This window comes from Streptococcus oralis (assembly GCF_023109195.1).
Lineage (GTDB): Bacteria > Bacillota > Bacilli > Lactobacillales > Streptococcaceae > Streptococcus > Streptococcus oralis_BV.
Genome location: NZ_JALDUB010000002.1, coordinates 105,895 through 117,726 on the forward strand (window position 1 = coordinate 105,895; position 11,832 = coordinate 117,726).

The 11,832-nt window shown below is 38.4% G+C and carries 21 protein-coding genes; 20 read left to right on the forward strand and 1 reads right to left on the reverse strand.

The features are described 5' to 3' along the window. The first annotated feature begins 61 nt into the window (after positions 1–61). The 20 genes from M1F65_RS07975 to M1F65_RS08070 all read left to right on the forward strand — a co-directional run bounded on the left by M1F65_RS07975 (position 62) and on the right by M1F65_RS08070 (position 11,319). Complete coding sequence (locus M1F65_RS07975; RefSeq protein ID WP_000435336.1) at positions 62–280, forward strand: helix-turn-helix domain-containing protein; 219 nt, start codon at positions 62–64, stop codon at positions 278–280. 14 nt (positions 281–294) lie between these two features. After that, a complete protein-coding gene (locus M1F65_RS07980) occupies positions 295–921 on the forward strand; it encodes a Rha family transcriptional regulator (RefSeq protein WP_247925758.1) in 627 nt (208 codons plus the stop codon). Positions 922–1,222: 301 nt separating this feature from the next. Then, complete coding sequence (locus M1F65_RS07985; protein WP_247925759.1) at positions 1,223–1,675, forward strand: hypothetical protein; 453 nt, start codon at positions 1,223–1,225, stop codon at positions 1,673–1,675. Continuing rightward, positions 1,672–1,872: a hypothetical protein gene (locus M1F65_RS07990; protein ID WP_247925760.1), complete on the forward strand. Its 201-nt coding sequence runs from the start codon at positions 1,672–1,674 to the stop codon at positions 1,870–1,872. Before M1F65_RS07985 ends, M1F65_RS07990 begins: the two co-directional genes overlap by 4 nt. A 1-nt stretch (position 1,873) precedes the next feature. Beyond that, on the forward strand, positions 1,874–2,089 hold the full coding sequence (locus M1F65_RS07995; RefSeq protein WP_247925761.1) for a hypothetical protein: 216 nt from the start codon (positions 1,874–1,876) through the stop codon (positions 2,087–2,089). After that, the gene (locus tag M1F65_RS08000) at positions 2,086–2,457 is read left to right on the forward strand and encodes a DNA-binding protein (RefSeq protein WP_247925762.1); all 372 of its coding nucleotides are present in this window, start codon (positions 2,086–2,088) and stop codon (positions 2,455–2,457) included. Before M1F65_RS07995 ends, M1F65_RS08000 begins: the two co-directional genes overlap by 4 nt. Continuing rightward, positions 2,421–2,696 (forward strand): helix-turn-helix domain-containing protein, encoded by a 276-nt coding sequence (locus M1F65_RS08005; RefSeq protein WP_247925763.1) that lies wholly within the window; start codon positions 2,421–2,423, stop codon positions 2,694–2,696. Before M1F65_RS08000 ends, M1F65_RS08005 begins: the two co-directional genes overlap by 37 nt. Next, entirely contained in the window at positions 2,689–2,835 is a 147-nt protein-coding gene (locus M1F65_RS08010) for a hypothetical protein (RefSeq protein WP_247925764.1), read from the forward strand. The genes M1F65_RS08005 and M1F65_RS08010 overlap by 8 nt, the downstream gene beginning before the upstream one ends. A gap of 1 nt (position 2,836) precedes the next feature. Next, entirely contained in the window at positions 2,837–3,703 is an 867-nt protein-coding gene (locus M1F65_RS08015) for a primase alpha helix C-terminal domain-containing protein (RefSeq protein ID WP_247925765.1), read from the forward strand. A gap of 43 nt (positions 3,704–3,746) precedes the next feature. Then, positions 3,747–5,225: a DNA primase family protein gene (locus tag M1F65_RS08020; protein WP_247925766.1), complete on the forward strand. Its 1,479-nt coding sequence runs from the start codon at positions 3,747–3,749 to the stop codon at positions 5,223–5,225. Positions 5,226–5,588: 363 nt separating this feature from the next. Further along, a complete protein-coding gene (locus M1F65_RS08025) occupies positions 5,589–6,113 on the forward strand; it encodes a hypothetical protein (RefSeq protein ID WP_247925767.1) in 525 nt (174 codons plus the stop codon). Positions 6,114–6,202: 89 nt separating this feature from the next. Further along, on the forward strand, positions 6,203–6,712 hold the full coding sequence (locus M1F65_RS08030; RefSeq protein ID WP_247925771.1) for a hypothetical protein: 510 nt from the start codon (positions 6,203–6,205) through the stop codon (positions 6,710–6,712). Positions 6,713–7,693: 981 nt separating this feature from the next. Next, positions 7,694–8,116, forward strand: coding sequence for a DUF1492 domain-containing protein (locus M1F65_RS08035; protein ID WP_247925768.1), 423 nt, complete (start codon positions 7,694–7,696; stop codon positions 8,114–8,116). Between the two features lie 49 nt (positions 8,117–8,165). After that, complete coding sequence (locus M1F65_RS08040; protein ID WP_247925769.1) at positions 8,166–8,447, forward strand: ArpU family phage packaging/lysis transcriptional regulator; 282 nt, start codon at positions 8,166–8,168, stop codon at positions 8,445–8,447. 1,226 nt (positions 8,448–9,673) lie between these two features. Next, positions 9,674–9,856, forward strand: a complete 183-nt coding sequence (locus M1F65_RS08045; protein WP_000780387.1) for a hypothetical protein — start codon at positions 9,674–9,676, stop codon at positions 9,854–9,856. 75 nt (positions 9,857–9,931) lie between these two features. Continuing rightward, a complete protein-coding gene (locus M1F65_RS08050) occupies positions 9,932–10,147 on the forward strand; it encodes a hypothetical protein (protein WP_000043341.1) in 216 nt (71 codons plus the stop codon). Between the two features lie 72 nt (positions 10,148–10,219). Then, positions 10,220–10,447, forward strand: a complete 228-nt coding sequence (locus M1F65_RS08055; RefSeq protein WP_009013763.1) for a hypothetical protein — start codon at positions 10,220–10,222, stop codon at positions 10,445–10,447. A 113-nt stretch (positions 10,448–10,560) separates the two neighbouring features. After that, a complete protein-coding gene (locus M1F65_RS08060; protein WP_000542381.1) occupies positions 10,561–10,848 on the forward strand; it encodes a hypothetical protein in 288 nt (95 codons plus the stop codon). Further along, positions 10,849–11,040, forward strand: coding sequence for a hypothetical protein (locus tag M1F65_RS08065; RefSeq protein WP_000177340.1), 192 nt, complete (start codon positions 10,849–10,851; stop codon positions 11,038–11,040). Positions 11,041–11,106: 66 nt separating this feature from the next. Beyond that, positions 11,107–11,319: a hypothetical protein gene (locus M1F65_RS08070; RefSeq protein WP_000710706.1), complete on the forward strand. Its 213-nt coding sequence runs from the start codon at positions 11,107–11,109 to the stop codon at positions 11,317–11,319. Between the two features lie 286 nt (positions 11,320–11,605). Here M1F65_RS08070 and M1F65_RS10070 read toward each other — a convergent pair whose 3' ends face one another. Then, the gene (locus M1F65_RS10070) at positions 11,606–11,791 is read right to left on the reverse strand and encodes a hypothetical protein (RefSeq protein ID WP_009013804.1); all 186 of its coding nucleotides are present in this window, start codon (positions 11,789–11,791) and stop codon (positions 11,606–11,608) included. Between the last annotated feature and the right edge of the window lie 41 nt (positions 11,792–11,832).

Genomic DNA, 11,832 nt, shown 5'->3' on the forward strand with positions numbered 1-11,832 from the left:
TTGACAAAGTACGAAAATAATAGTACAATTCAATTATCATTTTAGAAAGGATTTTTTAAAAATGGAACAGATTACTTTAAAAGGAGCGCGAGTTTCTGCTGGTTATACGTTGCGTGAAGTTGGGTTAAAAATTAATAGAAGTTTTCAGACTGTCGCAAAGTACGAAAAAGATAGTACTAAAATACCTATTGATTTACTAAGAGAATTAACTTCACTTTATAATATTTCCCCTGATCTTATTTTTTTGGGGAAAAGTACGAAAAAAAACGAACTTATTTAGAAAGGAGCGAACCAATGGAACTAGTCTACATGGACGGTAAGAAAGAGCCGTATACACTAAGTAGTATTGTGGCAGGGTGCACGGGATTGCAACATCACACAATAACCAAGACGATCCGCAAACATCAAGCAAGGTTTGAACAGTTCGGAAAGGTTGGATTTAAAATCCAAGCTATGGAAAGTGGCCAGAGTACTAAGGACTATATTTTGAACGAACAACAAGCGACCTTGTTAGTTACATTCTTAAAGAATACCGAGCAAGTGGCCAACTTCAAAACCAACCTAGTCAAAGCATTCTTTAAAATGCGTGAGGAACTTTCTAAGTTTCGTATGCAGAGGGCACTAGAAAAGCCAAAAAGAAAAACACTGCATGACAGTATTGAGAACTGGGAACAAGCACCCAAGCACGCGCATAGCACCATGAACAACTTGCTACTAAAGGCAGTAACCGACAGGAACGCGAAGCAGTTAAGGGGAGAACGTGGGGGCTATAACGGTATTGATAGCTTGACCAGTAACGAGCTGGAGCAATACCAGGCATTTGAGGACATGGTAATAGCCATGATTGGCTTGAATATGAGTTACCAAGAAATCAAAGCCATGGCATTCAGAAATAAAAAAACACGCCAAGAATGCGCGTGATTGCAACAAAAAAAGGCTTACCGAGACCAATCAGCAAAGCCTTTCACACTAACACTAAAACGAATTTAACAAAAAGCAGGCAAGCTATTATTAAAGAGGTTTTAGTAAAGATTTATAACTAGATTATAGCATATCTAGGACATTTTGACCATACGGAGAGCGCTAACTCTTTAAACTGGTACTTTCTCACGCTTTCAAATATTGGCGACTCTAGGCGTGGGGATCTAACTGTATAGGAAAAGACCATTAAAAGACCCATCAAGACAATTACAAAAAAAACATAGAAACAGAGGTAAAAAACATGGCAGAAACAACGTACGAGAATTTAACTAGACGTATAGATAGAATTAGCGCAGAAATGCGAGAAATTAGCGAAAAAAATGGCCTGAGAAGACTTTCGTTATTGGCAAATCAAACAAAATCAATCAAAGAAGATTTATCCCGTTTACTTTGGATTGAACTTCCTGAATTGAATGAAAGTCATAAAATCGAAGCCGTTTCTAAAAGCACTACGGGAATGTTTTTCCACCCTGGTATTTTTGAAATGGACGCTATGCGACAAGCCTTCTTTAAACGCCAAGCTAAGCACTTTTTTGACAACGAAGCAGAGCAACAGGCGTATATAGAACATGCTGAAAAGGAGTATTTAGAGGCTACTATAACCTTAAAAGATATTCTTTTTAACTCTAAAGATGGTACTCGAAAAGTAAGTAAAGACTGTCTTATAGAGAAGTTTGAGGAGGCGATGAAATGACACTAGACCTAGATAACATGACACAAGCAGAATTTGATAAACAAATGGCTGAAATTAAGGAGAAACGCCCAAACCTCTTCCAGTTTATTGCTGATTTTGTAGATAGAAAGGTAAGCACCGAAGAGGTGGACGAGTCCCTGAAGATGGAGCGAACTGATCAAGTGGACTATATCAAGAATTACAAAGCGAGGGCATAACATGAATGAATTAGATTTGACCAACACACAAGCGGTAATCTTTATGGTGGTATTGATTGGCTTACTGCTTTATCTAAACCACCGAGACCGCAAAAAAAGCGCCCAATTTGAGCGAGAAAGCAAACAGACGATAGAAACACCTAGCGAGGATTTAAGCCCTGATTATGGGCGTTATATTCAGCTTGCAGGGGTCAATGTATGGGGAGGTATTCAATGAGTTTAACAGAGAATGATAAACGAGTATTAAGACTAATCAAGGTAGGGGCTGAGAACTCCATAACAGGGGCAGAAATCAGCTTAATCACTAAACTAGCAGAAAGAACCGTCCAGGACATTATCAGCCGTCTGATCACGCGCTACGGCGTTCCTATCGTTGGGGTACGTCACGGAGCTTTCAGAGGCTACTTTATCCCAGCTAACAAAGAGGAGTTACTGGACGGAGCAAAGGCATTCTATAACCAGGTACAAGAGGAACAGAAGCGTCTGACTGTCCTTTTAAATGCTGATTTAGAGAGCTACAAGCAACTACTGAAGGGAGCTGATGAAATATGTTTAGTCTCAGCAAAGAGAGCGAATATGAGCTAACTCATGGCGTTCTGGAGCTTGTGGAGAATTACTTGGAAGCGCGTGATACAGCCAAACCGCGATTGACGGGGTTAATTACGGCACAAGAAGTCATGGACGAGTTAGATGTAAAATATAAGACACTTCAAAAGTGGGAAGATGCTGGGCTAAGACGATACCAGCCCCCACTAGAAGATACTAGGAAGATCTATTATAGAGTTTCTGACTTGCTGAAGTTTTTGGGGGTGGAAAATGGCTAGATATAACACACACCCAGCACAAGGCGGAGGTCATTATCATGACATTAAATTGTATAAGCACCGTGGCAAATCTTTGGAACAGGTCAAAGAACAAAAGCTACTGAAGAAGTTAAAAAAGAAACGCAAAAAGGGGCGATAGTATGACAATTTACGAGGCTAAAGGCTTTCAGAGTAATCTTGTCTATCCCTTTGATAAGATTGAGCCTTTCCAGTACATTGAACGCTTTAAGCCTTTGGTAGTCCCTGAAGGGGCAGATATTGAAGAATTTAAACGTACACAAGCGCCTTACTGTATCAGTGGGAAAATGACACCAGAAAAGAATGGCAGTTACAAGCGAAACAACACTAGCCTGGGATATAGAGATTTGATTTTCCTTGATTATGACGATATACAGGGGACGTCTGAGGGCTTTATAAAGGCCGTTTCTAGCGCTTTATTTGGCTACTCTTACATCTTATACCCGACTATCAAACATAGCTTAGAAAAGCCCCGTTTTCGTCTTGTGGTGAAGCCTGACAACGTGATGAATGAGGCGACCTATAAGCAGGTAGTGAAAGAGATTGCTGATAAGATTGGGCTACCCTTTGACATGGCCAGTTTAACATGGTCACAACTCCAAGGGCTACCAGTAACAACAGGCGACCCAGCAAGTTATCAAAAGATTGTAGAGCATGGACTTGATTATCCAGTACCACAGACAACGGCTGAACCAGTCAAACAGAATGCTATAAGTCTTCCATACACTCCAAGGCCAAGCGGTCAGAAATCTATGACCATGAGGATCATTGACACGCTTTTCAACGGATTTGGAGACGAGGGAGGGCGAAACGTAGCACTGACACGATTTGTAGGCTTACTCTTTAATAAGTGGGTTGATTGTGACCTAGAGACCGCCTATGAACTTACAAAGATAGCCAATAGCGTGACAGTTGAACCATTACCTATTGACGAGCTAGACCGCACTTTTAGCAGTATAGCACGGGCTGAATATAGAAAGAGAGGTTAGAACCATAGAACTAGAAGAATTAGCAAACCTAAAAAGTGAAATCATGGAGGTAATGGAGCAAGAACACCCTCCTAGAACGATGAAGGAGCTTGAAAATCGTATCTTTCAGGCTGGTGAAGAATGGCGGGCAGAACATACTGAAACAAAGGTAAACGAGTCCACAGGGGATGTTACCGAAAAGGTCGCTATGCCCCAAACCTTCACAGTCGCTAAAATTTTAAGCGATATTGTCACATTTACTTTTATCAGCAAGAGCAATATACCTGATTATAGCCTGCTCTATATCTACGATTTAGACGAGGGTATCTATACCGCTAGTAATGATCTATTCAATCTTTTGTGTAAGACCTTTGACGTTAGAATTAAACCCAGAGAGTGGCCACAGATTAAGTTAATGGTTAGAACATTGGCAAAGATACGAAAACCTTTAGAAAGTTCCAACCTCATTCCCGTACAGAACGGCATTATCAACTTAGAAACTAAGGAACTACTCCCCTTTAGTCCTAAGTATGTAATTACAAGTAAGATAAGCACGGCCTACCACGCGCCTAAACGAGTCCCAACAGATAGAGAGGGCAAAACTTTTGATGATTGGCTAAACTCAATCGCTTGTAATGATAGTGAACTGGTAACACTGTTTTGGCAGATTATCCTTGAAGCTATTAACCCTAACCACACCCGAAACAAGTTCGCGATCTTCTACGGGGACGGTAACAACGGTAAGGGAACATTTCAGCGCTTCCTTATCAACCTAATAGGTGAAAGCAATATATCAGCCTTAAAGCCAGCACAGTTTGCTGAAAAGCATAACTTAGAAACCTTGGTAGGAAAAGTTTGTAATATTGGAGATGAAGCACCTAACGAATACTTAAAAAACCCGTCTGATTTAATGAGTATCACTAGTGGGGACACCGTGCTAGTCAATCCAAAAGGACGCCCAGCCTTTGAAGCTACTTTCAAGCTATTCAATATCTTTTCAGGGAATTATATCCCCAATGGTGGCAACAAGACAAAAGGCTGGTATCGTAGAATTATGATCGTCCCTTTTAATGCTGACTTTAACGGGGAGAAGGAAAAACCTTGGATAAAAAATGAGTTTTTAGCAAACAAGGAAGTCCTAGAGTATGCCCTCTACAAAGCCATCAACCAAGAGCCATTTACTCACTTTATCGAACCTAAAGCAGTTAAAGGACTCCTAGAAGAATACCAGGAGGATAATGACTACTTACTTTCATGGGTTAAGCATGAATACATGGAAAAAGGTTGGCATGAGCTGGACGTAGTACCTGTTTTTATTGTTACAAGATCACTAAAGCACTATGCCGAAGATATGGGAATACCCAAACCCAATGTTTACGGGGCTGGTAAAGAAACTATCAAGCACTTACAACAGTTGACACCTAATCGGTATTCTCTAAGAAAGAAAAGAGTTCCTCCAGAAGATTTTGAAAAACTAGAGGCATGGGACGTTGACAAGATAAAAATGCGGACACCTCAACACTCTATCACTAAACAAGAATAAGTGTGACGTTCTTTTTTTGCTGAAAACCTTGGTAATACTGCTTTTCTTTGAAAAAGTGTGACGTTGTGTGACGTTCTCAAAAAAGAAGGTCACACCCCTTGAAGCCTTGATATATCTAGCTTTAGGGGAATAGGTGTGACGTTGTGACATTCTTTCCAACTCTTATATATAGAGAAAAATGCAGTATTTATATATATAGGAACGATAAAACAAAAGAACGTCACAGGGTCACAGGGGTGGTGAAACACCTAGAGCCTCAAGGGTTTGAACGTGTGACGTTCTTTGTCACAGAAGGTCACAGAATGTCACGGAACACGAAAAATATTACATAATTTACCTTAAAACAGAAAGAGGACAAACAACATGACATTAAAAACATTTTCAGACAAAGCAAAAACATTTACTTTCACTTACTATTTTTGTGATCAGGCGACCGCTCAAGTAGCAGGTCATGCGCTACTGGGATACATGGCTGGGACATATTGCCAGCCTGTAATCTCATTGACTTACAAGGATAAAGGAACGCTTGTCGCTGAGTATGTGGAAGATCACAAGCTAAACAAGACCTTTAAGCGTATTTGTGACAGCTTTAAAGACTACCACAAACAACCAGAGGGAGAGGAAGCGTTTGAAGAACGTTATAAACGGGAGCGCGTGCTTCAACTCAAAGAGTCAGAGGATTTTGAGAGTTTGCTGAATAAGGTCACAGACTACGAGCTGGAACTATTAGACTATGCTGATCGCTTGCTTTCTGATAAACCTATCCCTATGGACTCTATGACCGCTTTTGGTACGTTGGAAATGCTGGACGATGAAAGTATTAGCCTACTCCAAAAAATGGACGTAGAGGGCGAATATAAAGGCCTTGCTGATTATTCTGGTCAATAAAACACAGAGAGGGGAGTAATCCCCTTTTGACATTTAGGCAATAGATTTGGGTTTTTCCATATAGGGGGATTTTTGAACGAATGGAAGTTATAAAATCAATAACCATAGAGAGATTTATAAAGCCAATGAAAAACAAGAATATCAGTCATGGTATAGCTGAGTTGGACGGTAGAAAACTAGAAATAGACTTAGATAACCTGTATATCACCTTTGAAAGTAATCATTTTGAGTTAGCAAGTATACCAGGAACTAAGGGAGGCAATCGCTACTTCTTTCTCTGTCCTATTTGTGGTAATCTATGCAGAAAACTCTATAAGAGACTTTTGATATATGGTTGTGGATCATGCCAGAAAATACACAAGTCAACACTGAACCGAAGTAAGACAGATTGCCAATACTATTGGGAACTTGCGCTTAGGGAAGCTAGAAAGGTAGAACCAGGTTGGAGTCCCAAACGTGGCGGATATATGTTTGACAGTTTTCCTGAAAGACCAAAATACATGAAAAAGAAACGATATTACAAGCATTATCAAAAGTTTGTTTACTACACCAGAAAAGGAGATAGATTTTGGCTGAATGGATTGAGCAATCTGAAGTAGTGATTTGGAGCATTTCCAAACAAATCTAAATAAAGATCATGTTTAGAAAAAAATGATATAAATATTGTTTATCTTTAAATCAATTACAAGATACCAAAAGGGTATGAATGGGAGAAAAAAAGGCAGAGATACCCCCTTTAATTTTAAACGGGGGTATATTTTACTAGAGGGAAAGAACGCTGCCCTCTTCTGTACGAAAAATTCCCTTTTTGAAATGTTTTTGAAGTTGGTAGAATGTAGTATTACTAGGTGTTTAGCTTGATTTTTTGACCGATAAAGCTACTACTCAATTATCCAATTTTATAACATAGTGGGGGGTATTTCCTCCACCCACGCGCTTCTATGAACTTCACACCGTCATTGTACATTTTTTCTCACAAGAAAGCATTGAACTCCGAGCGAACGCCGATAAAAGTGGATATATCCCCCCTATCATTTATCAAGCAGATAAGAGCAATAAAAACCCTCCTTAACTCCCTGAGAAACGACGAGCAGATAAGGATGACAATAAGCCTTCTTAATTGCTTACAAAACGATAGGGAGTTAAGACGAATTTAGAAGCTCCTTATTTTCGTTTTTTTCCTTGTTAAACGATAAGGAAATAAGAACTAAAATAACTCCCCTTATTTTCCTACCCAATGACAGGGAAATAAGAGCAATTTAAAAGTCTGTTATTTTGGATTTGCTGCTTACCAAATGACAAGCAGATAAGCCAATAAATAACTTGCCTTAATTGCTTGCAGAATGACAAGGAAATAAGAGAAATAAAAACATCCCTTAATTGCTTATCAAACCATAAGGAGATATGGGGGCTATCTCCCTCCCCACGCGCTTCTATGAGCTTCACCCGTCATTGTACATTTTTTCTCACGGGGAATCATTTGAAGCTAGAGCGAACATAGAGAAAACGAAAAAAAGCCAAGGCGCTCCGCCTCAGCTATAATCTCAATAATATTATTATATCACACAGGAGGCCAAGGCATGACACCAGAGCAGGTAAAAGAAAAACTAGAGGGCGTTAAGTGGATAAACAAGGAGATCAAAGGCTTATATTTGGAATTGGAAGCCCTGGAAGGTGGCATTATCAAAAAACCAACACTAAGCCATAGCAGGGTGCAGACAAGCAGAGAGAACAAGACAGAGAACAATCTTATAAGTGTTCTGAAGCTAAAAGAGGACACTTTACAGAGAATTGAGCGACTTACTGAAGAGAGAATGGAAATATCTAGGCTAATCGATAAGCTGGACAATCCGCTTGAGCGTTCTGTCCTAAGACTTTTTTACTTGAATGATCTCGATGTTTGGGGAGTTGCTGAGGAAATAGGTGTATCTACAGCCTCGGTTTATCGAGTAAGGCAAAAAGCCATAGAAAACTTGACCAAGGTGGAAAATGCCAATCGATAAAGAAGAGACGATAAAACAAGCATACAAATTTCTAAAAAGCTATCACTCGTTGGTTAAACTGAGCCTAGGCGGTCAAGATGGAGCGTTTGAAGCCAAAGCGATGGAGCTACTGCGCGTGATCGAAGCCTTCAGGGACAATCTGGACGATGTACGACGTGAGATATTCTCCAATCTCTTTACAAGGCGAACTGGGGAGAGGTTAAAGCTATGGCAATTATACGAGGCACTAGACATTGATAAGGCTGAGTATGAGCGCCTCAAGGCTGAGATACTGCTAGACTTTGCTAAAAGTTATCGTGGTGGTGTTTTGTTAAGAAATGTTGAGATTTAAGCGAGAGAACATGGACATTTATGGACACATATCGCTAGTTGTTGAACAGCTCATAAAATCTTGTCAGGTACTAACAAGTTCTTACACATCCCGCCAGTCAGAGAAAAACTAAAAAATGCTCTCTTGGTCTGAAAAGTTCCTACATATTCCACCAGAAAGGAGAGTTAGAAGCGTAAATGTTGGCAAATGTAGGCTGAGGCTTCATATTCGCCCCCTATTTTGATTTGTTTCGTACTGGACAACTAAAACACCACGGACAAACTAGAAGCCCTTAGAAACAAATCTGGGGGCTTTTGTGAGGTCATAATCTTATAAACCACGCGCTTCATGGTATAATATACCTATCAGCAATCAGAAACTAAAGTATGGAAAAGTATGTACATATTTCATCAGAAAACAAAAAAGCACGTTTGATCGTGCTAGTTTCTTGCCTGCTGAACTCATTAAAATACTATGCGTTTTTTGCTCCCCCTTTTGCGCACCTTGGGGGAACAAGTATTAAAAAGTAGTATTAGTGGTTTATGTTAAAAAAGCGCGTAATATAAGGGTTAAAGAACTCTAAGGAAACATAAAGTAAGGTGTTCCTAATTCTACAACAAGATGCTTTAATTTTAAGAAATATCTTACAGAAAGCCTACAACAGTGGGCTTTTTGCTTTGTCTTAAAAGGTTGATTTCTGGGTTTGCTTAGATATTTGCTAGATTGATTTCATTGCTGCTTCAAAGAATGAGACGGCTTTTTTTGCGTTCTCTTTTGAGAGGTAAAAAGAAGCGTGACCCTCCCACAGCTATAGAGCTTTTAGGCGGGAAAACCACACTTCTTTCTTGAATTAATTTTACATCATTTTGACTTAAAAAACAAATAGAGGCGTCCCACCTCCTACCGCAGAAAGATCTGTTTCAAGGGGAGATGGAAAACCTCTATTCGTTAATTTAATTATAGCCTAAAAAACTTTTAAATACAAGGCTATTGAGATAGTAAGGGGGAAAAAAGAAGTAACCATCATTCCGACCACATAGTAGACAGGGGGGAACAAGATTACTTCCTTTATTTACTTAAGTATACAACATTTTTACAAGAAAGCAAAGTAGCAGGTTAGTCTAATGGGGTGCTTGTTGTACTTTAGCAAGTAAGGTGTGCTATAATGCTTTTAACAGGAACTAAAAGCCATTAGTAAATAACTAATATTGGGTCATATTGTTCCGATGTTAGAGAGAAGGAACTTAATGAAATTATGGGAATATGTTGATAAAAATGTTCGCCTTATTTTAGAAGATGGGACCTCCATCAAGGGTAGGGTGGTTGATTGGTTTGACGGTTATGATTTAGATGGTCCTGACGAAATAGTTATAGGTGATCGCTCATATCCTGAAGATATTATCAAGAAAATCAAAATTATTAGTGCTTAGTTCAACCTAGGCGATTTTATCGACTAACTATAAAAAGTATAAGAACTATCGAAAAAATAGCAGAGAGGAAAATAAATGAGTAAACAGCTTTGGAAGTATCTTCGATCAAGGGTTCAGATAGTCACTAATTGCGATAAGATAATCAAGGGACGTGTCATAGACTTTGTTGACGAAATGGACAATGATGAGCAAGATGAAATCACTATTCTCATTGCTAATCCTAGTCCAGATGAAGCTACTGAAATTTCTCTCTTTGAGAGTGAGATTGTCTCGATTAAAACAATCTCATAGGACTTAGAACAATCTAGGTGCTTTTACCTGCCTTATTTGAAAGAAAACACTATGGAAAAGGATTTAGTTTATATGGCAATATTAGATGATTTACAAGAGTTATATGACAATGGTTGGGATGCCTCTTTTGATTATAATGGTCAAGTATGTGGGATTTTTCCTAATTCTGTTCATGATATTGTAGTGGTGATTGGAGATAAGGAATACCAGGTATCATCATTCATTGATCTGATTTCTCTAAAAATTGACGATAACACTTTAGTAGAAATTATGGATGGAATTGAAGTGCAGTATTATTAAAATAAAAATCATCTTTGATGAATGAACTGCACCCCAAAAATTAGATTTTGTCTGTTAAATTTTTGGAACGTAGCTCAATATGCTACAACGTTCTTATTAGGAGGGGAAGGGTAATGGGTTATAGTCAACAAGTATTAGACATGCTCCAGCAAACAGTCAGTGGTCAGATTGATAATTTTTGGGATTTTTCCTTTACGTTTAACGCTCTTTTTGGAGAAGATGCGGAATTTTCCGAGGCTTGGGATAATGAAAACTCTGAAATGTTTGACGCTCTCAATGACTTTGAGTTGATGATATTTTTAGAGGAACATGATCCAAGCGACAAACAAGGTTTTATCGATTTCTTAACACCTTACTACGAAAAAGCAAAGCAATTAGCCAATATTGAAAGGAATATTTAAATGACACTCTGGAAATTTAACCGTACAGATGTAATTATCACGTTAAAAAATGGCGCGGTAGTTAGAGGATTTGTAGAAGACTATTGTGACGCCTCTGACAATGACGAGGAGATTGACTCCTTGCTGGTAGATGTTGATGGAACTCTTTATGAATATTTTGAAGATGAAATCGTCAGCATCATAGAAAGCTAGTAGTGGGAATAGAATCTAAGGAAAAAATCTTGTTTGTTGAGATTGTTTTAGTTGGGATGGTCCTATATGAAAAAGGATGAAATTAAAAAATATTTAGACAAAGATCTTGAATTTAATTATAATAGCCGAGGTGCTTGCTTTTTATCGAGTATATGTGTAGTTGGTTATGATTATGAAGGTCAGCAGTTTGATACAATTGATGAAGCTATGGAAGCTAAAGTATTTGACGGGAAAAGCTTAGTAGATATATGGGATGAAGTTTTTCCACAAGTTTTTTAAAATGAAAAGCACCTTTGATGAACTGCACCCCAAAAGTTAGATTTTTTCTGTCTAACTTTTGGGGTGCAGTTCAAATGTATGAGATATTTTTAGTTTTGATTTAATTTCGATATTTTTCCGGAAAATACTTATTTTTCGGAAAGTCAAGATTTTGTTATTATTTATGATATACTGGTACCGTAATTATATCCTTACAGAGGTTAAGTAAGGGTTTCAGTACACGTCAATAGATGTCAAAATATTGATTTTAAGCGATTTTTGATTTTTGGAAACTCATTATATCGCACTACAAATCAATAAAAACTCTACCTTTTACTCTACCTTTTTTAGATAAATATATCATCTGGATATTGAAGTTAAGCCCTGCTATCATTTCGATGGCAGGGCTTTTTAATGTTTGGGACACTACCTTCTTATCTATATTTTGATGGAGCTGAAGTTGACATCTACAAAGTTTAATGTTAAAATACATTCAAAAATATATTTGAATGAGGTGCTTTATGGTTCAAAATG

Coding starts and splice junctions, on each gene's coding strand:
- M1F65_RS07975 (WP_000435336.1), top strand. CDS start 62: ATGGAACAGATTACTTTAAAAGGAGCGCGAGTTTCTGCTGGTTATACG.
- M1F65_RS08005 (WP_247925763.1), top strand. CDS start 2,421: ATGTTTAGTCTCAGCAAAGAGAGCGAATATGAGCTAACTCATGGCGTT.
- M1F65_RS08055 (WP_009013763.1), top strand. CDS start 10,220: ATGGCAATATTAGATGATTTACAAGAGTTATATGACAATGGTTGGGAT.
- M1F65_RS08015 (WP_247925765.1), top strand. CDS start 2,837: ATGACAATTTACGAGGCTAAAGGCTTTCAGAGTAATCTTGTCTATCCC.
- M1F65_RS10070 (WP_009013804.1), bottom strand. CDS start 11,791: ATGTATTTTAACATTAAACTTTGTAGATGTCAACTTCAGCTCCATCAA.
- M1F65_RS07980 (WP_247925758.1), top strand. CDS start 295: ATGGAACTAGTCTACATGGACGGTAAGAAAGAGCCGTATACACTAAGT.
- M1F65_RS07995 (WP_247925761.1), top strand. CDS start 1,874: ATGAATGAATTAGATTTGACCAACACACAAGCGGTAATCTTTATGGTG.
- M1F65_RS08025 (WP_247925767.1), top strand. CDS start 5,589: ATGACATTAAAAACATTTTCAGACAAAGCAAAAACATTTACTTTCACT.
- M1F65_RS08050 (WP_000043341.1), top strand. CDS start 9,932: ATGAGTAAACAGCTTTGGAAGTATCTTCGATCAAGGGTTCAGATAGTC.
- M1F65_RS07985 (WP_247925759.1), top strand. CDS start 1,223: ATGGCAGAAACAACGTACGAGAATTTAACTAGACGTATAGATAGAATT.
- M1F65_RS07990 (WP_247925760.1), top strand. CDS start 1,672: ATGACACTAGACCTAGATAACATGACACAAGCAGAATTTGATAAACAA.
- M1F65_RS08070 (WP_000710706.1), top strand. CDS start 11,107: ATGAAAAAGGATGAAATTAAAAAATATTTAGACAAAGATCTTGAATTT.
- M1F65_RS08035 (WP_247925768.1), top strand. CDS start 7,694: ATGACACCAGAGCAGGTAAAAGAAAAACTAGAGGGCGTTAAGTGGATA.
- M1F65_RS08000 (WP_247925762.1), top strand. CDS start 2,086: ATGAGTTTAACAGAGAATGATAAACGAGTATTAAGACTAATCAAGGTA.
- M1F65_RS08065 (WP_000177340.1), top strand. CDS start 10,849: ATGACACTCTGGAAATTTAACCGTACAGATGTAATTATCACGTTAAAA.
- M1F65_RS08060 (WP_000542381.1), top strand. CDS start 10,561: ATGGGTTATAGTCAACAAGTATTAGACATGCTCCAGCAAACAGTCAGT.
- M1F65_RS08020 (WP_247925766.1), top strand. CDS start 3,747: ATGGAGGTAATGGAGCAAGAACACCCTCCTAGAACGATGAAGGAGCTT.
- M1F65_RS08010 (WP_247925764.1), top strand. CDS start 2,689: ATGGCTAGATATAACACACACCCAGCACAAGGCGGAGGTCATTATCAT.
- M1F65_RS08045 (WP_000780387.1), top strand. CDS start 9,674: ATGAAATTATGGGAATATGTTGATAAAAATGTTCGCCTTATTTTAGAA.